This window comes from Streptomyces sp. NPDC056987 (assembly GCF_042673865.1).
Taxonomy (GTDB): Bacteria; Actinomycetota; Actinomycetes; order Streptomycetales; family Streptomycetaceae; genus Streptomyces.
Genome location: NZ_JBHURV010000032.1, coordinates 83471 through 102155, shown reverse-complemented (window position 1 = coordinate 102155; position 18685 = coordinate 83471). Strand labels below are relative to the sequence as shown.

Genomic DNA, 18685 nt, shown 5'->3' with positions numbered 1-18685 from the left:
TCAGGGTGACGCAACCTCAGCGGGTGGATGCGAAGGACAGGTGGGGTCGAGGGGTGGACGGGGGATAGGAGGGCCAGAGGGAGGGCTGGGCCGGGGGAGGCGGGGCCGCGTCAGACGGCCATGCCGTACACGATGGTGAAGAGTGTGCCCAGCGAGCCGATGATGAAGACGCCGGTCAGTCCGGCGACGATCAGGCCCTTGCCCTGCTCGGCGCTGAACGTGTCCCGGAGCGCCGTCGCCCCGATCCGCTGCTTCGCCGCGCCCCAGATCGCGATACCGAGGCAGAGAAGGATGGCCACGGCCATCACGACCTCGATCATGACTCGGGCCTCGTTGCCCAGTGTCCCGAAGGGCCCCCAGTTGGGCGCGATGCCACCGATGATGGTGGTGATGTCGCCCTTTTCGGCCGCCAGGTACATGTAACTCACCGCCCCTGTTGGGTCATTCACGCCCGTGCCCCATGACACGGGTCACGCTCTATCTTCGCTGATGGAACGGGCCACGTATGCCGGTTGGCGGCTCTCTTTACCCGATCCCCGCACAGATGACCGACCCGGGGCGCTGACCTGCCACGGATCGGAGTATGCGCGGACGCGTATGGTTTCTCTGTCGGTTACTCTGTGTATCACGCTGCGTGACTCCGGGCAATGAGTGTCGTTGATACACCTTTATGGCCTCGGTCACCCTGGCTCGATCTCCCCCCGGTACGGGTCCGGTCCGCCGCCGGAGGTCTCGTGCGGGGGCCGGCCGCGCGGGGCCGTGCGCCCCCTGTGTCCTCATGTCCTCGGAGTGCACCCCCTGTTGCGCGGGCCTCCCGCCTACACTGGCCAATCGGCAGTGGCCCTGAGTCGGAGGGTGGGTGACGGTGCGTAAGGCATGGCTGGTCGTGGCCGGCGTGGGCGGGCTGTCGACGTCCTTCGTCGCGCTGCTCGTCGTGGGGACCTACTCAGCCGCCGCCGGGCTCGTCGGGGGTGCGGCCGGGGGCGGCCGGGCCGTGGGGCTGGCCAAGGGGGCCGTTCCGGCGGCGTACCAGAACACCGTGTCGACCTGGGGCAACCTCTGCCCCGCCATCAATCCCGCCCTGCTCGCCGCGCAGTTGTACCAGGAGAGCGGGTGGAATCCGAGCGCCCAGAGCCCGGCGAACGCCAAGGGCATCGGGCAGTTCATCCCCGGTACGTGGGAGGCCCACGGGATCGACGGGAACAAGGACGGCGTCCGGGACATCTGGAACCCGGAGGACGCGATACCCTCCGCCGCCTCGTACGACTGTGAGCTCGCCAAGTACGTGAAGGACGTGCCCGGCGACCCGACCAGCAACATGCTCGCGGCGTACAACGCCGGGGCGTACGCGGTCATCAAGTACCAGGGTGTCCCGCCGTACCGGGAGACCCAGAACTACGTCAAGATCATTCGCACGCTGGAGAAGAGCTTCGCCCGGCCGGTCGGACGCGTCGAGCCGTCGAAGCAGGCCGCCGCGGCCATCTACTTCGCGCAGCAGAAGCTCGGCACGCCCTACCTGTGGGGTGGGAACGGAACCGCCGACCAAGGGGGGCGGTTCGACTGCTCGGGGCTGACGCAGGCGGCGTACCGGACCGTGGGGATCGAGCTGCCCCGGGTGGCCAACGACCAGTACAACGCGGGCAAGCATCCCTCGCGCGACGAGTTGCTGCCCGGGGACCTCGTCTTCTTCTCGGACGATCTCACCGACTCGCGGGCCATCCGGCACGTCGGGCTCTACGTGGGGGGCGGGTACATGATCAACGCGCCGTACACCGGTGCCGTGATCCGGTTCGACAAGATCGACACCCCGGATTACTTCGGGGCGACCAGAGTTACCGAGGACGGCGCGAAATCGCTCCCGACCGATCTGCCGGGGAGCCGGCCGGAGAGCTGAACCGGGCCGCACGGCCGCCTTCTCGGACCGTGTACGGAGCGGACGTGAGCCGGGTGCGAGCCATGCGTGAACCGGCCGATTGGCCGGAAGTGGTCGTCCGCAGCCCTCCCGGAACGGCGCTGAGCTGCGACTTTGTGTCACTCTTCGATAACGTCATGGTGATCGTTCGGTAGAGACCGGAACGGCGGCGGTGTGTGGGCCGTTCCCTGGACGAGAGCTGCGGTACTGATCACTTCGATCACGCGGCAGTCCGCGCGGCGGGTGTGCAGGCGTCACGACAGAAGTACAGAAGTACAGAAGTACAGATGTCACGGCACGCGCCACGCGGCAGGCCGCGCAGCAATTCCGTACCGACCACGGGGGTTGGCGGAAGCGGCGCACCCGGAGGTGCGCCGTGGCGGGCTACAAGGCTTAAGGGGCCGCAGCAGATGGCTGGACTCGTACTGGACGGATCGAACCCCGATGTCGGTCTGCTCTACGACATCAACGGACTGGCCAAGGACGCCCCGTCCTGGTTCGACCGCGTCATGGGGTTCACCGGCGAGTACGGGATCATGCTCGCGCTCGTCCTCGTCGTGCTCTGGTGCTGGTGGAGCGTGCGCGGGCGCGGCTCCGCCGAGGACTCGGTCACGGCCGTCGCCGGGCTGGTCTGGGCGCCGCTCGCCGCGGGGATCGCGCTGCTGGTCAACATCCCGATCCGCGGGTTCGTGGAACGGCCGCGGCCGTTCGTCGACCACAGGGGCCTCGAAGTCCTCGTCACGGGCAAGACGGACTACTCGTTCGTCAGCGATCACGCCACGATGGCGATGGCCATCGGCGTCGGGGTCTTCATCGCCCACCGGAAGTTCGGTCTGGTCGCCATCGGCCTGGCCCTCTTCGAAGGCTTCTGCCGCGTCTACATGGGCGTCCACTACCCGACCGACGTGATCGGCGGCTTCGCCCTCGGCACGGCCGTCGCCCTGCTCCTCACCCCGCTCGCGCTCGCGCTGCTGACGCCGCTGGTCTCGGCGGTCTCCCGCTCGGAGCGGCTCGGCCCGCTCGTACGGTCGCGGCGGGCGCGGGAGGCGGACCGTACGGCGGGCGCCGAGGCGGTCGGCGGTACGCGGCCCCTGGGCATCCCGGAGCAGCGCCCCGACGACAACAACCTGGCCGCCTGAGCCGCCCGTTGCGGGGCGCCTACCGGACCGCCGCCGCGCTGACCACCACGTTCGAGTCCCAGTGGCCGTTCGCGTCGATGACGCCGCCGCAGGTGATCAGCCGCAGCTGCGGGTCGGGCACCGGACCGTAGACCCGCTCCGTCGGGAACCGCCTCGTCAGGTACGTGTCGACCGCCGTCACCCGGAACGGCTGCCGCGTGCCGTCGCCGGACTCCGTCTCGATCAGGTCGCCCACGTGCAGTCGGCCCAGCTTGGCGAAGACCGCGTTCTTGATGTCGTCCCGGCCGTTGCGGACGGGGACGGTGCCCGGGTTGGCCGGGGCGTCCCGGTGGCCGACCAGCACGGCGGGGCCCGGCTCGCCCGGGCGCGGTCCCGCCGCGTACCAGCCGACCTTCATCGCGTGCCGGAAACTCGGCGGGTCCAGCGTGCCTTCCGGGGCGAGGGCGAGCGGCTGGACCGCGGCGGCGACGCCGAGCGCCGGGATCCGCAGCCGTACGGGCGCGGAGGGCGGATCCGTGACCCGGACGAGCCGGGGCTCCCTGGCCGCGGCCGGCGGGGGCGGCGCGGCGGGCCGGCCGGCCGTCAGGTGCAGCAGTACGGCGGTGACCGCGCCCAGCACCGCGACGGTGAGCAGGGTGCGTATCGCCACGTCCGAGGGCGAGGTGGTGGATGTGGATGTGGATGTGGAGCCCGGGCCGGAGGCCGGGCGCGGGCCGGCGGCCGAGGCGGGCGTGCCCTCCGCCCGCCTCGCCCGTCCGGTCAGGGCTCCCCGCCCGTCGTGCGGCGCTGGAGGCGGCGTACCAGCAGGATCGTGCCCGCGAAGGCGGCGGCGGTGGCGCCGATGGCGAGGGACACCTCGGCGACCTGGTCACGGCCGGAGCGGTCCGTGTCCGCGGCGGCGGCGACCGGGTGGTCGGCCCCGCCGCGCGCCGCGCCGGACGGGGTGACCTGGAGCGCCCCTACGGACGGGAGACCGGTGACGGAGGTGTTCCGGGTGACGGACGTCCGGGGGATCGCCGATGTCCTCGGTGTGACGGGAGTTCGGGGAGTGACCGGGGCCTTGGGTGTCACCGCGGTTCTCGGCGCGGTCGAGGACTTCCGGGGCGCCGGAGGTGTGCGCGGGGGCGTGGGAGGGGGTGTGGTGGTCGGGGGTCTCGCCCTCGACGTGGCCGAGATCGTCCCGGCCGTCGACGGCTTCCGTGAGGCCGCTGATGTCGCCGGCGCCGGCCGCCTCGGTGACGCCGACGCGCCCGCGCCGGCCGCCGCCGTCAGCGCGGCGCCGTCGGGGGCGACCAGGCTGAAGCCCGGAATGTGCTGTCCCCGGGGCCGGTTGGGCCGGTCGTTCTTGTAGTAGTACAGCGGGTGGTTGTTGTAGACGACCTGCGGCCGGCCGCTGTTCGCCGCGCGCAGCAGGGTCCGGGAGGTCGTGCCCATGACGCCGCGTGCCTTGGCGGGGAAGCCTGTCGCCGCGGGCCAGGTCCTGGCGCACTCGCCCGTGCACGGCGGGGCATCCGGCCGGTCCGCCGTCCGCATGTAGAGCGGGTTGCCCGCCCGGTCGGCCAGTGCCGGGCCCGCCGGGGTGTCGATGAGCGTCAGCTCACCCGGATCGGTCGGCCGGTCCACGGCCGACGCGGCGCCGGCGCCGGGCGCGAGGAGGAGCAGGGTGGTGGCGGTGCCGAGTACGGCTATCCGGAGTCCGGTTCCGGGGCGGTTTCCGGGTCGGTGCATGAGTACGCCCTTGCGGTCGATGGCCTGGCGGGGAACCCGGCGGTGCGGGTCTGGTACCAGGTCATCGCCGGGCGTGCCGGGGGGCCACCGCGGTGGGCCGTACGGCCTAGACGAGTAAGCCCGCGGACCGTCGCGGTCGGGTGGGGGGACCACGCGGGTGTCTGAGGGGACCACCCGGGAGGCGTCCCGCAGAGCGATCTTCGGGAAACGGAGGTTCTTGACGGCCTGGCAGTCGATCAGGCGGCCCGTACGGCGTGAGCTGCCGCGGCGAAGGCTGAGCGAGCACTCCGCGCAAGCGAGCACTCCACGCGGAGCGGACGAACTCGGTCATGCGGTGAAACTCATGCTGCCCTCAAGCTGTCCCACCAGCATCACCTCCACAAATATGTGTACCGAACGATACCGAATGAGACTGTACACTTTCCGAACCGACCAGTACAAAAGAGGTACGATCCCCTGCATGGAGACACGACGGAAGGCGCCGATCGGCCGGCCGAGAGGCTTCGACACCGACCAGGCTCTTGAACACGCCATGCGGGTCTTCTGGGAACAGGGCTACGACGGAGCCAGCCTCACCGACCTGACCCACGCCATGGGCATCACCCGCACCAGCATGTACGCGGCCTTCGGCAACAAGGAGGACCTGTTCCGCAAGGCCTTGGAGCGCTACACCGAGGGCCCCGCCTCGTACGGAGCGCGCGCCTTGCGGGAGCCGACCGCCCGCCAGGTGGCCACCGCGTTCCTCAACGGCTCCGTCCGGGCCACCACCCGCCCCGGCTGCCCCACCGGATGCCTCGGCGTCCAAGGGTCCCTCGCCGCCGGTGACCCGGGGCGCAACGCCCGCGACGACCTCGTCGCCTGGCGCAACGAGCACACCTCCCTCCTGCGCGACCGGCTCCGGCAAGCCGTCGAGGAAGGCGACCTGCCCCCGGGCAGCGCCCCCGAGCTGCTCGCCCGTTACCTCATGACCGTGGCGAACGGCATCGCCGTCCAGGCCGCCAGCGGCGCCACGCGCGACGACCTCCAACAGGTGGCCGACATGGCCCTGCGGGGCTGGCCACCGGCCACGGGCCCGACCGAGCCGGGCGGCTGAGCTCGGCACTGCCGAGGCCTGAAGCTCCGTTCGGCCTGAAGCGCTCCGTTCGGGCGCTACAGCGCCTGCGGGAAGTCGAAGAGCCGGTCGGGGTCGTACTGCCGCTTCAGCTTGCTCAGCCGGTCCGCCGCCGTTCCGTAGTAGGCGGCGCGCCAGTCGGTCAGGGTGGCGTCGACGTAGTTCTGGTAGGCGGCGCCCGACGCGTACCTGCGCATCGACCCATGGGCGTTTTTCAGCCAGGCCTGCTGCTCCGTTCCCTCGATGCCGGGACGCCACGCGCCTATGTACTGGGCGAGCATCCGCGAGCGCCGGTGGACGAAGGCCGTCGCCGCCGGATCGACGCGGTTGACCGCCCCGCCGAGCGCGGTGAGCGCGACCGAACCGCCGCCGCCCTGGGCCGCCGGGAGCCGGGTGAACCCCTCGACCGCGGTGGTCAGCGCCCGCCGCCCCGCGGCGGACAGGGAGCGGTCGAAGAAGTCGGAGGCCGCGGCGTACGTCTCGCGCCCCAGCGCGCCCCTGGGGTCCCGGCCCGGGGTCGTACCGGGCAGCCGGCACTGCTCCTCCGGGTAGCCGGCGCAGCCCGCGTACCCGAGCATCGCCTCCTCGTAGCCGCGGCGGCGTACGGAGACGGAGCGCGCGGAGCCGGGGCCGCCGGGGCCGTCGGCGAGCCGGTCGACCGCGTTCTTGAGGTCCTGTTCGGTGCCGAGGGAGAGGACGGCGAGCGAGACCGTGGGCGTGCTGCCGCCGGGGCCCGCCGCGAGATGGAGCGCGGACCAGATCTCGTCCGGCTGCTCGGGCCCCCACTTCTGCCAGGCGGCGAGCAGCGTGTCCGCCTTCGACCAGGGCCAGCTCGCGTCCGCGACGACCACCTCGGGCGCCGGGTGCGTACGGAAACGCAGCTCGGTGACGATGCCGAAGTTGCCGTTCCCGGCGCCGCGCAGTGCCCAGAAGAGGTCCTGGTTCCGCTGCGCGTCGGCGGTCAGCCGGGTGCCGTCGGCCGTGACGACGGTCGCCGAGAGCAGGCTGTCGCAGGTGAGCCCGTACGCGCGGGAGGTGACGCCGTGACCGCCGCCCAGGGTGAGCCCGGCGACGCCGACCGTGGGGCAGGAGCCGGCGGGGATCGTACGGCCGCGGGCGGCGAGGGCGCGGTAGACGGCGGAGAGCCGGGCGCCCGCGCCGATCCGGGTCTCCGTGCCCGCGTACGAGAGGGAGTCGAGCTTCGACACGTCGATGACGAGCCGGCCGTTGCCGCTGGACCAGCCCGCGTACGAGTGGCCGCCGCCGCGGATCGAGACGGGCGTACGGTGCGTGCGCGCGAAGGCGAGGCACTCGCGGATGTCGTCCTCGCCGGCGGCATAGGCGACGGCGGCGGGCTTCAGGTTGTCGTAGCGGGTGTTGTAGAGCTGCCGGGCCGTGGCGTACTCGGCGTCGCCCGGCCGGACGAGGTCGCCGTCGAGCCCCCGCGCGAGGGCGTCCCAGCGCGGTGACGCCGGGGCGGCGGCCGCGGTGGAGTCCGGAGCGGGGGACGTGCCCCTGACCGGCGCCTTGCCGGAGTCGGCGGTACCGCTCGCGGCTCCCTTACCGCTCTGCCCGCCGCCTCCGGATCCGCTCTCCGTACCGCTTCCCGGGCCGGAGCAGGCCGTGGCGGTGGCCGCAAGTCCGGCCGCGGCGGCGAGCAGTGTGCGCCGTTCCATCTGTGCCCTCCCCATGACGACGTCCCGGTGTACGGGACGGTCCACGGGGTGCGGCGGGTTCCACCGGGTTCCACCGGGCGTTTGCCGGACGGTCAGCGAGGGGCTGTCCCGGTGTAGCCGTCGGCGTGGTGGTCGGCATCGGCGCGGGCCCGGTCGCGGGCTCTTCGGGCCGGGCCCGACCAGCCGCAGGTGCAGCGCGCCAGACAGAACGACCCGCGTTCGACGGTGGTGGCCGTGTGCGCCGCGGCGTCGGCGGGCGCGGGGGGCGCGGGGGACGCCAGGGGTATGGCGCGGAGGGTGGTGGGGGGTTCGGAGACGTCATGCTCGCTCACCTCTCCACCGTACCGGTGAGTTCGCGTCCCGTGACCGGGCGCGGCGTGACCGCTCCCATGACCGGGCGGGGCACCGGGCGGGGCGTGACGAGTCACGGCGGGCGTCGTTATCCGGGTTATCCGGAACGGGCGGGCCGCGGACGGGCGCCGGTCACGCGTTGGGGGTTGGCAGGCGATGGTGGTGCGGCAGCACGGACACAGAGGGGCGGCGTTCGCCGCCATGGCCGTGGCGGGGGTCGTGGCCACCGCCGGCGGCTGTGCCGCGACCGGCGGCGCGGCCGCCGACGACCGGCCGGGCAGCGACCCCGGGGCGGTGCGGAAGGCGGCCGACGTGCTCCGTGCCTCGGGCAGTTCCAGGGCCCGTACGTCGATGGAGATGGCGGCCGGCGGGACCCGGGTGACCATCAGGGGCGAGGGCGGGTACGACTTCGGCCGGCGGATGGGGCGGCTGCGGGTCCTGCTGCCCGGTGACGCCGCGGGCACCAGCGAGCACCGGCCGATCACCGAACTCCTCTCGCCGGGCGTGCTGTACATGAAGAACCGCGGCGCCGGGGTGCCCGCCGACAAGTGGGTCCGGGTGGACTCGACGGCCCTGGAGGACGGGAATCTGGTCACCGGCGGGGTGACGGACCCGCTGATCTCCACCGAACTGCTGCGCGCCGCCCGGGATGTGACCTTCGTCGCGGAGCAGGATCTGGCCGGGGTACGGGTCTGGCACTACCGGGGGGTCACGGAGCTCGGCCGGGCCGCGAGGTCGGCGTCGGCGGACGTGCGCGGGGCGCTGGCCGCGGCGGCGAAAGGGTTCGGCGAGGACGCGGTGCCGTTCGACGCGTATCTGGACGAGGAGGGGCGGCCGCGCAAGGTCAGGCTCCGCTTCAGCTATCTCAACCAGGGGCACCCGGTCGAGGTCGCCTCGACGACGCTGCTCTACGCGTTCGGTGAGCGGGTCGCGGTGACGCTGCCGCCGGAGGACGACATCTTCACCGGAGAGATCAAGACCTGAGCGAGCGGCTTCGTCCGGTCCCTCGGACGGCACGGCAAGATCAGATCAAGCCGTAACCGGGGAGGACCAAGGCGGAAATGGTCCGGACGTGCCATGCGCGGTGTGTATCACCCTCCCTACGCTAGGAAGCCGAGACCGGCGGGACCGGACGGACCGGCAGGAAGAGGTGAGGGCACGTGGCTCTGGTGCGTACGCCGCCCGTTCACGACCATGTGGCCCTCGCCGAGATCGAGTGGTGCGGCGAGCTGATGATCGCGGCGTCCGCCACGGACGGGGAACGGCTCAGCCCGGACCGCATCGACGAGGTGCTGAACGTACGGGCCGAGCGCCCCGCCCCCCGGACCGAGCGCCCCGCGCAGCCACGCCACCCGCAGCCGCCGAGGACCCCCCGCCGACGGGAGTCCTGCCCGGAGTGAGGCACGGCGGCCGGGTCAGGTGTGGCGGCCGGGCCAGGCGCGGCGGCCGGGCCGGGTGCGGCGGCCGGGCCGGGCATCGCGGCGGGGTCAGGTGCGGAGCAGCCGGGCGATCGCCTTCGTCGCCTCCTCCACCTTCGCGTCGATCTCGTCACCGCCCTTGACCGCGGCGTCGGCCACGCAGTGCCGCAGGTGCTCCTCCAGGAGCTGGAGCGCGAAGGACTGGAGCGCCTTCGTCGACGCGGAGACCTGAGTGAGTATGTCGATGCAGTAGACGTCCTCGTCGACCAGGCGCTGGAGCCCGCGGATCTGGCCCTCGATCCGGCGCAGCCGCTTGAGGTGCTCGGCCTTCTGGTGGTGGTAGCCGTGCACCCCGCGGTCATGGTCGGTTTCGGTCACGGCCGGTGCGCCGGCCGCGTCCGTGACGGCCGGGTCCGTGGCCGCCGCCGCGGGTGTTCTGCCCATGGTGTCCGTCGCTTTCGTCACGTTCGTCACGGAGGGCGCGTCGCCCGTCGCCGCGCCGGCCGCCTCTGTGGTCGTCATCGCGTCCTCCCGCAGGTGTTCTGTGCGCTCCGTGCGCGTTGCCCGAAAAGGGGGATATACCCCACGTGGGTATATCCTACCCGTCTGTGAGCCTTGGGGTAGGGCCCTGTGCTCATCTGCTTGACCTATGAGTGACACTGGTATGCCGGTTAGCTGTGGCCGGATGATGCGCCTAGCATCACCTCTGACCGAATCCATGTAACCCGAGGACCCCACGTGCGATTTCGTCTGACCCCCAGGGAGACGAGCTTCTATGACATGTTCGCCGCGTCCGCGGACAACATCGTCACGGGCTCCAAGCTCCTGATGGAACTCCTCGGTGCGGATTCCTCCGCCCGGGCCGAGATCGCGGAGCGGATGAGGGCAGCGGAGCACGCGGGCGACGACGCCACTCACGCGATCTTCCATCAGCTCAACTCCTCCTTCATCACGCCGTTCGACCGCGAGGACATCTACAGCCTGGCGTCCCAGCTCGACGACATCATGGATTACATGGAGGAGGCCGTCGACCTGGTCGTCCTGTACAACGTCGAAGAGCTTCCCAAGGGCGTCGAGCAGCAGATCGAGGTGCTCGCGCGCGCCGCCGAACTGACCGCCGAGGCCATGCCGCACCTGCGGACGATGAACAACCTCACCGAGTACTGGATCGAGGTCAACCGGCTGGAGAACCAGGCCGACCAGATCCACCGCAAGCTGCTGGCCCACCTCTTCAACGGTAAGTACGACGCGATGGAGGTGCTCAAGCTCAAGCAGATCGTCGACGTGCTCGAAGAGGCCGCCGACGCGTTCGAGCACGTCGCGAACACGGTGGAGACCATCGCCGTCAAGGAGTCCTGAACCACGTGGACACCTTTGCGCTGATCGTGACCATCGGTGTCGCGCTCGGCTTCACGTACACCAACGGCTTCCACGACTCCGCGAACGCCATCGCGACCTCGGTCTCCACCCGGGCCCTGACGCCGCGCGCCGCGCTCGCGATGGCCGCCGTCATGAATCTCGCGGGCGCGTTCCTGGGACAGGGCGTCGCCAAGACCGTCAGCGAGGGGCTGATCGCCACCCCGCACGGCGCGCGGGGCATGGGCATCCTCTTCGCGGCGCTGGTCGGGGCGATCGTCTGGAACCTGGTCACCTGGTACTTCGGGCTCCCGTCCTCCTCCTCGCACGCGCTGTTCGGCGGCATGGTGGGCGCGGCGCTCGCCGGCGGTACGGAGGTGATCTGGTCCGGGGTCCTGGAGAAGATCGTCATCCCGATGTTCGTCTCGCCGGTCATCGGCCTGGTCGCGGGCTATCTGGTGATGGTCGCGATCATGTGGATGTTCCGCAGGACCAACCCGCACAAGGCCAAGCGCGGCTTCCGGATAGCCCAGACCGTCTCGGCGGCCGGAATGGCCCTCGGGCACGGTCTTCAGGACGCGCAGAAGACGATGGGCATCGTGGTGATGGCGCTGGTCATCGCCGATGTCGAGGACTCCGGCGACGCGATCCCGATCTGGGTGAAGGTCGTCTGCGCGCTGATGCTCTCCCTCGGTACGTACGCGGGCGGCTGGCGCATCATGCGGACGCTCGGCCGCAAGATCATCGAGCTGGACCCGCCGCAGGGCTTCGCGGCGGAGACGACCGGGGCGTCGATCATGTTCGGCTCGGCGTTCCTCTTCCACGCGCCGATCTCGACGACGCATGTCATCACCTCCGCGATCATGGGCGTGGGGGCGACGAAGCGGGTGAACGCGGTCCGCTGGGGCGTCGCCAAGAACATCATTCTCGGCTGGTTCATCACGATGCCGGCGGCGGCACTGGTGGCCGCGGTCAGCTTCTGGCTGGTCAACCTCGCCTTCGGCTGACGACGTCGGGTACAGCCGTCCCGTACAGCCGTCCCGTACAACCGTCCCGTACACGTGATGGGGCCCGCCCCCCTGGGAGAGGGGGCGGGCCCTTCGTCTTGCGGTGGCACCGCCATGCAGCACCGCAGGACGTCTGTGTCGCCGTATCCGACTATCCGAAGCGGCCGGAGATGTAGTCCTCCGTCGCCTGTACGGACGGGTTGGCGAAGATCCGCTCGGTCTCGTCTATCTCGATGAGCTTGCCGGGCTGGCCGACGGCCGCCAGGTTGAAGAAGGCCGTACGGTCCGAGACCCGCGCCGCCTGCTGCATGTTGTGCGTCACGATGACGATCGTGAAGCGCTCCTTCAGCTCGCCGATCAGGTCCTCGATCGCGAGCGTGGAGATCGGGTCGAGCGCCGAGCACGGCTCGTCCATCAGCAGCACCTCCGGCTCGACCGCGATCGCGCGGGCGATGCAGAGCCGCTGCTGCTGGCCGCCGGAGAGTCCGGAGCCCGGCTTGTTCAGGCGGTCCTTGACCTCGTTCCAGAGGTTCGCGCCCTTGAGGGACTTCTCGACGACGTCCGCCAGCTCGTTCTTGCGGGCCGAGCCGTTCAGCCGCAGCCCCGCCGCGACATTGTCGAAGATCGACATGGTCGGGAACGGGTTGGGGCGCTGGAAGACCATGCCGACCGTGCGGCGCACCGCGACCGGGTCGACGTTCGTCCCGTACAGGTTCTCGTCGTCCAGGAGCACCTTGCCCTCGACGCGGCCACCGGGGGTGACCTCGTGCATCCGGTTCAGGGTCCGCAGGAAGGTGGACTTGCCGCAGCCGGACGGGCCGATGAAGGCCGTCACGGAGCGGGGCTCGACGGTCATCGAGATGTCGTCGATGGCCCGGTGGGAGCCGTAGAAGGCGGTCAGTCCGCTGACGTCGATGCGCTTGGCCATTACAACCACTGCTTCTTTCGTGGCTCCGCGCGGCGGAGCCGGGTCTCGGGCCTCAGCGGCCGGTCTTCGGGGCCTTCCAGCGGGCTACACCGCGCGCCACCAGATTGAGGATCATCACGAACGCGATCAGCACCAGAGCCGCTGCCCAGGCACGGTCGAACGCCGCCACTTCACCGATTTTGTACTGCTCGAAAATGTAGAGCGGAAGCGAGGACTGGGCGTCGGCGAACGGGTTGTTGTTGATCAGCTGGCTGCCGTAGACCAGCAGCATGATCGGCGCGGTCTCACCGGCGATGCGCGCGATCGCGAGCATCACACCGGTCGTGATGCCGCCGATCGCGGTCGGCAGGACCACCTTGAGGATCATGCGCCACTTCGGTACGCCGAGGGCGAGCGCGGCCTCGCGCAGCTCGTTCGGTACGAGCTTGAGCATCTCCTCGGTGGAGCGGACCACGACCGGGAGCATCAGGATGGTCAGGGCGAGCGAGCCCATGAAGCCGGACGGCCCGGTGCCGGTCATCAGCATCAGCGAGAGGATGAACAGACCGGCGACGATCGACGGGATGCCGGTCATGACGTCCACGAAGAACGTCACCGCCTTGGCGAGCGAGCCCTTGCCGTACTCCACCAGGTAGACGGCGGTCAGCAGACCGAGCGGGGTGGCGATCACCGTGGCGATGCCGACCTGCTCCAGCGTGCCGATCAGCGCGTGGTAGACGCCGCCGTTCGCCTCGGATCCGAGGACCCCGGCCATGGAGTGCGTCAGGAAGTCGATGTCGAGGGCCTTCATGCCGCGGACGATCGTCGTCCACAGCAGCGAGAAGAGCGGGACGACCGCGAGGAGGAAGCACACCCAGACCACGCTGGTGGCGAGGCGGTCCCTGGCCTGGCGCTGGTTCTCGACGGTGGTCGTGACGGCGTACGAGATGACGAGGAAGGCGACGACGGCGATCAGGCCCCACTGGACCTTGCTGGTCAGGCCCGCGCCCGCGCCGACGGCGGAGCCGATCAGCAGGCCGGCCGCGGCGAAGCCGGCCGGGGCCCAGCGCGGCAGGCTGCGCTGGCTGAGGCTGCCCCGCCGGCCGCTCGGCGGCGGTACGGGGGTCGGCGTGTCCTGGATGGTCGCGTGGCTCATGCGTTGGCCCCCGAGTACTCCTTGCGGCGCGCGATGATCAGCCGGGCCGCACCGTTCACCAGCAGTGTGAGGATGAAGAGGACCAGACCGGAGGCGATCAGGGCGTCGCGCCCCAGCTCGTTGGCCTCGTCGAACTTCGCCGCGATGTTCTGGGCGAACGTGCCGCCGCCCGGGTCGAGCAGGTGGAGCGAGATCAGGTAGTTCGGGGAGAGGACCGTGGCGACGGCCATCGTCTCGCCGAGCGCGCGGCCGAGGCCCAGCATCGAGGCGGAGATGACACCCGAGCGCCCGAAGGGGAGCACCGAGAGCCGGATGACCTCCCAGCGGGTGGCGCCGAGCGCGAGCGCGGCCTCCTCGTTCATCCGCGGGACCTGGAGGAAGACCTCCCGGCTGACGCTGGTCACGATCGGCAGGATCATGATCGCCAGCAGGATGCCGACGGTCAGCATGTTCCTGGCGGGGCCGGCCTGCGTCTGGTCGAAGATGTACGTCCACGCGAAGTACTCGTCGAGCCAGCTGTTGAGACCGCCGAGATACGGCACGAGCACGAGGGCGCCCCAGATGCCGTAGATGATGCTCGGCACGGCGGCGAGCAGGTCCACCACGTACGCGAGGGGCGCGGCGACCTTGCGCGGCGCGTAGTGCGAGATGAACAGCGCGATGCCGACGGCGACCGGGACCGCGATGATCATCGCGATGATCGAGCTGACGATCGTGCCGAAGAGGAGGACCGCGATGCCGAAGACCGGCGGGCTCGCGGAGGGGTTCCAGTCGAAGGTCGTGAGGAAGTTGCCCTCGTCCTTCGAGATGGCGATGGCGGCGCGGTAGGTGAGGAAGCCCGCGATCGTCGCCATGAGGACGAGCAGCAGAATGCCCGAGCCCTTGGAGAGGCCCGAGAAGATCTTGTCTCCCGCGCGGCCGGTGGAGGGGCGGGGCGCGGAGTCGGCCGGGGATAGCGGCGGACGTTCTGTGGGTGTGGTCGAAGCCATGTCTTTCCGGTCTGTGTGGGGGAGCGCCGGCTCCCCTGGCGGCGGTGCACCGGATGGGATGGGCGACGGCCACCGGCCCGGAGGGGTGCGCCGGGCCGGCTGCCGTCACCGTGGAGCGTGCGGTACGGCGGACACTTCGACTGCTGACTGCTGACTGCTGACTGCTGCCGGAAGTGCCGATGCCCTGCCGGTACGGGGATCCCGTACCGGCAGGGCGTCAGGGCCTAGGAGAGCGACGCGACGGTCTCGCGGACCTTGGCGTTGATCTCGGCCGGGATCGGGGCGTAGCCCGCCTCGGAAAGCACCTTCTGGCCGTCCTCGCTGGAGGTGAAGGTCAGGAAGGACTTCATCGTGGCCAGCGTGTCCGGCTTGTTGCCCTTGTCGCAGGCGATCTCGTACGTGACCAGGACGATCGGGTAGGCGCCGTCGGCCTTGGTGGTGTAGTCGAGGTCGAGCGCCAGGTCCTTGCCGGTGCCCTTGATCTTGGCGGCGGCGATGGCCTTGGACGCGTTCTCCGAGGACGCCTCGACGGGGGCGCTGGCACCCGTGTCGATCTTGACCGTGGAGATCTGCTGCGAGGTGGCGTAGGAGAGCTCGAAGTAACCGATCGAGCCGTCGACCTGCTTGACCTGGGCGGCGACACCGGCGGAGCCGGAAGCGGCCTGGCCACCGGGGGCCGGCCACTTCTTCTCGGCCTCGTACTTCCAGTCCGAGGCGGCGGAGGCGCCCAGGTACTTGCCGAGGTTCTGCGTGGTGCCGGAGTCCTCGGAGCGGTGGAACGCCATGATCGGCTTGTTGGGGAGCTTGGCGTCCGGGTTGAGCGCCTTGATCGCCGCGTCGTCCCAGTTCTTGATCTTGCTGTCGAAGATCTTGGCGAGGGTGGGGGCGTCGAGGACGAGGTTGTCCACACCCTCCAGGTGGTAACCGATGGCGATCGGTCCGCCGACCATCGGCAGGTTGATGCCCTGGCCGCCGTCCGTGCACATCTTCTTCGAGTCGGCGACCTCCTCGGGCTTGAGCGCCGAGTCGGAGCCGGCGAAGCCGACCGTGCCCTGGTTGAACGCGACGATGCCCTCGCCGGAGGAGGAGGACTTGTAGTTGACCTCCACGCCGGAGCAGGTGGCCATGTAGTTCTTCACCCAGAGGTCCATGGCGTTCTTCTGCGCGCTGGAACCGGAGGCGAGCAGCTGGCCCTTGGCGTCCTTGCACACCTCGCTGGAGGCGGCGGTCGGCTTCTTGCTGCCGTCGGCCCCGCCGCCGGTGTTGTCGTCCGAGCCGCACGCCGTGAGAACCAGGGCGCCGGAGACGGCGAGGGCACCGAGCGCGGTGGCGCGCAGCCCGTTCTTGCGCTTGAGCTTCACTTTTCGGGTGTTCCTTCCAGGAGCCGCCGGTCTGAACCGTTGTACGGCGGCGTGCGTCGGGGTGGCCGGTGCGGCGCTTGAACCGTCACCGTGTAAGGCCGAAATTAGGCAGATCAGGTGAAGCCGCCGACGGAAGAGAGTGAACGGAAGGTGAACCTCGTCGGACACCCTGGGTTCGGGTGCGGGCCGCTCGTGTGAGGCGCGTAGAGGGCGTAGAAGGGAGCGTGGAGGGGGGCGTGGAAGGGGCGCGTTCGGTGGGCTCGTTGGGGCCGCCCGGGCCACGGGGACCACTGGGGCCGGTGGGGTGCGCGACCCGGCCCTGCCCGGGGCGCGGGCCGATCTTCTCGTCCGATTTCCGCCAGCGGGCAGGGGAAGGGCCGCCAAGACTTGACCCATGACTACCGAGACGACCTTGACCGCGTACACGCCCCTGCCCATCGCCCCCGGCGCGCTCCGGGAGCTCCGCGGGACGGACGATTCGGGGCGGCCCGTACGGCCGTTCACCGCGGGGGCGGACGACGCCCCGGTCGACTGTGTGGGCAGCCCGCTGCGGTGCTGTCTGCGGGCCGCCGTCGCGGGTGACCGGGTCGCGCTCGTCTCGTACGCGCCGCTGCGGCGCTGGGCGGCGGCGCGCGAGGCCGAGCCGGGGGCGTACGACGAATCGGGGCCCGTGTTCATCCACGCCGGGGAGTGCGGGGGGCCGCGGGGCGTCGCCGGTTATCCGTTCGCGCGGCCGGGGGCGCTGCGGACCGTCCGGCGGTACGACGCCGGGGGGAGGATCGTCGGCGGCCGGCTGCTCGAAGTCCCCGAGGACGCCACGGCCGGATTCGACCGGGCCCTCGGCGAGGCGTTCGCGGAGCCCGAGGTGGTGCTGGTGCACGTGCGGGCCGTGGAGTACGGCTGCTTCCAGTTCGAGGTACGGCGGCCGTAGGCGGGACCCGGGTGCCGGGGCCCGCTACGTAAGGTGCAGGGCGTTGAGCAGGGCGTCCACCAGGACGCGGTCGCGGGGCTGGGTGAGCCGGTCCCGGGCCGCCGAGGGGGTCAGCCAGAGGAGGGTGTCCACCTCGTGGTTCGGGACGAAGACGCCGGCCGTCGCCTCGGCCGCCCAGTAGGTGACCTCCTTGGGGCGGCCCTGGGCCAGGTAGTGGACGGTGTCCAGGCGGGCGCCCGGGGCGCAGTGGTGGCCCGTCTCCTCCAGGACCTCGCGGACCGCGCCGGCCAGGGCGGACTCGCCGCGCTTGAGCTTGCCCTTCGGGTGCGACCAGTCGTCGTACTTGGGCCGGTGCACGAGACAGATCTCGACGCCCTCGTCCGCGGACGGCACCCGGCGCCACAGCACGCACCCCGCCGCCAGGACCGTGCCCCGGCCCTTCGGCCCACCGGCCGCGCGGGTCGTTCCGGCCGGGTTCGCCGTCCCGGTCGGGTCAGCCGCGTGGGCCGTCCCGGTCGTCCCTGTCGTCCCTGTCGTGCCGCTCGTCCCGGCCGGGCCCGTCGCCTCGGTCATCGTGACACCGCCGCCTTCTGCCAGAGCTGCTGGAACGCGAAGCGCGCCGCCTCGACCTCGTGGCGCTGGTCGGCGTGGAGCACGCCCAGCGCGTACGCCGTCGTCGGGGCGATCCGGGGCGTACGGGCCGCGTTCGCCGCCGCCGCTGCCGCCTCGGCGGCGTCGCGGTGCCGGTCCAGGGACCGGCCCGCCGCGAGCAGGGCCGGGTCGGGGATGCCCTCCGCGCACCACACCTCCTGGGTGTAGCGGTGCAGCCGCAGCAGCCGCCGGACCTGGTGCCACGGCGCGTCCTGCGCCTCCCCGTCGGCCGCCGTGGCCAGGCCGTTGACCAGCGCCTCCGCGTTGTAGGGATGGGCCGCGCGGGTCAGCGGCAGCGCGGCCACGGCGTCCAGGAGCTGCGCCTCCGTCGTCTCGCCGGGCCCCGCCAGCACCTCGATCGCGGGCGCGCCCGCCAGCGGGGCCAGCGGCACCTCCGAGGCGAGTACGGCCACCGCGTCCGCCACGGCGTGGAAGCGCGACGAGCCCAGCGCCTGGAGCGCCGAGGAGTGGGCGCGCGTCCTGGCCAGGGTGAGCTGGCGCTCCAGCAGCGCGCCCGCGCGGGACGCCCCGACCGTCAGCGTGCCCGCGGGGAGCGCGCCGGCCGTCGGCACACCTGCCGGAACGTCGGATTCCGTCCGCGCGGACGGTACGGGCACCGCGCCCGAGAGCCGGGCCAGCGCCCCCACCAGCCGGTGCAGCCGGGCCGTGCAGGCGTGCTCCTGGGCGAGGGTGCCGGAGAGCCAGGCCAGTTCCGTACGGAGCTGGTCCGCCGGACCCTGGTCGAGCAGCGGCCGGTACGTGTGCAGGGCGCCGCCGATCCGCCGCGCCGCGCCGCGCAGCGTACGGGCCGCCTCCTCGGCGGCGGCCGTGTCCGCGCCGCTCTCGCCGTACAGCCGCAGCCCGCGCAGGAAGTCGCCCGCGCGGGCGTGCAGGTACCCGGACAGGACCTCGCCCGCCGTGCGCCGCCCCGGGGCGGCGGAATCGGAGCCCGGCACGGCCGTGCCGGACGCCGTCACGCGGCCGGTGCCCCG

Annotated in this window: 20 protein-coding genes; 8 read left to right on the top strand and 12 right to left on the bottom strand. The window is 71.5% G+C overall.

Annotation, left to right across the window (positions count from 1 at the left end):
• Positions 1-110: 110 nt before the first annotated feature.
• Positions 111-419, bottom strand: coding sequence for a hypothetical protein (locus tag ACFTZC_RS30705; RefSeq protein ID WP_003985768.1), 309 nt, complete (start codon positions 417-419; stop codon positions 111-113).
• A 446-nt stretch (positions 420-865) separates the two neighbouring features.
• On the opposite strand from ACFTZC_RS30705, the gene ACFTZC_RS30700 reads away from it, so the two are divergent.
• Positions 866-1894, top strand: a complete 1029-nt coding sequence (locus tag ACFTZC_RS30700) for an NlpC/P60 family protein (RefSeq protein WP_382895227.1) — start codon at positions 866-868, stop codon at positions 1892-1894.
• Between the two features lie 428 nt (positions 1895-2322).
• Entirely contained in the window at positions 2323-3051 is a 729-nt protein-coding gene (locus tag ACFTZC_RS30695; RefSeq protein ID WP_382895194.1) for a phosphatase PAP2 family protein, read from the top strand.
• A gap of 19 nt (positions 3052-3070) precedes the next feature.
• Here ACFTZC_RS30695 and ACFTZC_RS30690 read toward each other — a convergent pair whose 3' ends face one another.
• Both ACFTZC_RS30690 and ACFTZC_RS30685 read right to left on the bottom strand, forming a co-directional pair.
• Positions 3071-3700, bottom strand: a complete 630-nt coding sequence (locus ACFTZC_RS30690; protein ID WP_382895192.1) for a sortase domain-bontaining protein — start codon at positions 3698-3700, stop codon at positions 3071-3073.
• A gap of 110 nt (positions 3701-3810) precedes the next feature.
• The gene (locus tag ACFTZC_RS30685; protein WP_382895190.1) at positions 3811-4779 is read right to left on the bottom strand and encodes a hypothetical protein; all 969 of its coding nucleotides are present in this window, start codon (positions 4777-4779) and stop codon (positions 3811-3813) included.
• Positions 4780-5239: 460 nt separating this feature from the next.
• Here ACFTZC_RS30685 and ACFTZC_RS30680 point away from each other — a divergent pair, with 460 nt between their 5' ends.
• Complete coding sequence (locus ACFTZC_RS30680; protein WP_382895188.1) at positions 5240-5872, top strand: TetR/AcrR family transcriptional regulator; 633 nt, start codon at positions 5240-5242, stop codon at positions 5870-5872.
• A 56-nt stretch (positions 5873-5928) separates the two neighbouring features.
• Here the strand turns inward: ACFTZC_RS30680 and ACFTZC_RS30675 are convergent, their stop codons facing one another.
• Together ACFTZC_RS30675 and ACFTZC_RS30670 are read right to left on the bottom strand one after the other, a co-directional pair.
• Positions 5929-7566: an FAD-binding oxidoreductase gene (locus tag ACFTZC_RS30675; RefSeq protein ID WP_382895187.1), complete on the bottom strand. Its 1638-nt coding sequence runs from the start codon at positions 7564-7566 to the stop codon at positions 5929-5931.
• Positions 7567-7658: 92 nt separating this feature from the next.
• The gene (locus ACFTZC_RS30670; protein ID WP_382895225.1) at positions 7659-7853 is read right to left on the bottom strand and encodes a hypothetical protein; all 195 of its coding nucleotides are present in this window, start codon (positions 7851-7853) and stop codon (positions 7659-7661) included.
• A gap of 220 nt (positions 7854-8073) precedes the next feature.
• On the opposite strand from ACFTZC_RS30670, the gene ACFTZC_RS30665 reads away from it, so the two are divergent.
• Both ACFTZC_RS30665 and ACFTZC_RS30660 read left to right on the top strand, forming a co-directional pair.
• Positions 8074-8901 (top strand): hypothetical protein, encoded by an 828-nt coding sequence (locus tag ACFTZC_RS30665; protein ID WP_382895185.1) that lies wholly within the window; start codon positions 8074-8076, stop codon positions 8899-8901.
• A 176-nt stretch (positions 8902-9077) separates the two neighbouring features.
• Positions 9078-9317: a hypothetical protein gene (locus tag ACFTZC_RS30660; protein ID WP_382895184.1), complete on the top strand. Its 240-nt coding sequence runs from the start codon at positions 9078-9080 to the stop codon at positions 9315-9317.
• An 87-nt stretch (positions 9318-9404) separates the two neighbouring features.
• Here the strand turns inward: ACFTZC_RS30660 and ACFTZC_RS30655 are convergent, their stop codons facing one another.
• Positions 9405-9857, bottom strand: a complete 453-nt coding sequence (locus tag ACFTZC_RS30655) for a metal-sensitive transcriptional regulator (RefSeq protein ID WP_382895182.1) — start codon at positions 9855-9857, stop codon at positions 9405-9407.
• A gap of 216 nt (positions 9858-10073) precedes the next feature.
• Between ACFTZC_RS30655 and ACFTZC_RS30650 the strand changes: the two genes are divergently transcribed.
• Together ACFTZC_RS30650 and ACFTZC_RS30645 are read left to right on the top strand one after the other, a co-directional pair.
• Positions 10074-10694: a DUF47 family protein gene (locus ACFTZC_RS30650; RefSeq protein WP_365818959.1), complete on the top strand. Its 621-nt coding sequence runs from the start codon at positions 10074-10076 to the stop codon at positions 10692-10694.
• A 5-nt stretch (positions 10695-10699) separates the two neighbouring features.
• A complete protein-coding gene (locus tag ACFTZC_RS30645) occupies positions 10700-11698 on the top strand; it encodes an anion permease (protein WP_382895180.1) in 999 nt (332 codons plus the stop codon).
• Between the two features lie 151 nt (positions 11699-11849).
• Here the strand turns inward: ACFTZC_RS30645 and pstB are convergent, their stop codons facing one another.
• The 4 genes from pstB to pstS form a co-directional block, all read right to left on the bottom strand.
• Positions 11850-12626, bottom strand: coding sequence for a phosphate ABC transporter ATP-binding protein PstB (gene pstB, locus ACFTZC_RS30640; RefSeq protein WP_382895178.1), 777 nt, complete (start codon positions 12624-12626; stop codon positions 11850-11852).
• A 52-nt stretch (positions 12627-12678) separates the two neighbouring features.
• On the bottom strand, positions 12679-13761 hold the full coding sequence (pstA, locus tag ACFTZC_RS30635) for a phosphate ABC transporter permease PstA (RefSeq protein ID WP_382895176.1): 1083 nt from the start codon (positions 13759-13761) through the stop codon (positions 12679-12681).
• Complete coding sequence (pstC, locus tag ACFTZC_RS30630) at positions 13758-14750, bottom strand: phosphate ABC transporter permease subunit PstC (protein ID WP_382895175.1); 993 nt, start codon at positions 14748-14750, stop codon at positions 13758-13760. The genes pstA and pstC overlap by 4 nt, the downstream gene beginning before the upstream one ends.
• Before the next feature lie 224 nt (positions 14751-14974).
• The gene (pstS, locus tag ACFTZC_RS30625) at positions 14975-16111 is read right to left on the bottom strand and encodes a phosphate ABC transporter substrate-binding protein PstS (RefSeq protein WP_382895173.1); all 1137 of its coding nucleotides are present in this window, start codon (positions 16109-16111) and stop codon (positions 14975-14977) included.
• A gap of 412 nt (positions 16112-16523) precedes the next feature.
• Between pstS and ACFTZC_RS30620 the strand changes: the two genes are divergently transcribed.
• Positions 16524-17042 (top strand): DUF1203 domain-containing protein, encoded by a 519-nt coding sequence (locus ACFTZC_RS30620; protein ID WP_382895223.1) that lies wholly within the window; start codon positions 16524-16526, stop codon positions 17040-17042.
• Between the two features lie 24 nt (positions 17043-17066).
• Here the strand turns inward: ACFTZC_RS30620 and ACFTZC_RS30615 are convergent, their stop codons facing one another.
• Both ACFTZC_RS30615 and ACFTZC_RS30610 read right to left on the bottom strand, forming a co-directional pair.
• Positions 17067-17615 carry an NUDIX hydrolase gene (locus ACFTZC_RS30615; RefSeq protein ID WP_382895171.1) on the bottom strand — a complete coding sequence of 183 codons (549 nt, stop codon included), beginning with the start codon at positions 17613-17615 and terminating at the stop codon, positions 17067-17069.
• A complete protein-coding gene (locus ACFTZC_RS30610; RefSeq protein WP_382895221.1) occupies positions 17612-18649 on the bottom strand; it encodes a CHAD domain-containing protein in 1038 nt (345 codons plus the stop codon). The genes ACFTZC_RS30615 and ACFTZC_RS30610 overlap by 4 nt, the downstream gene beginning before the upstream one ends.
• Positions 18650-18685: the final 36 nt, after the last annotated feature.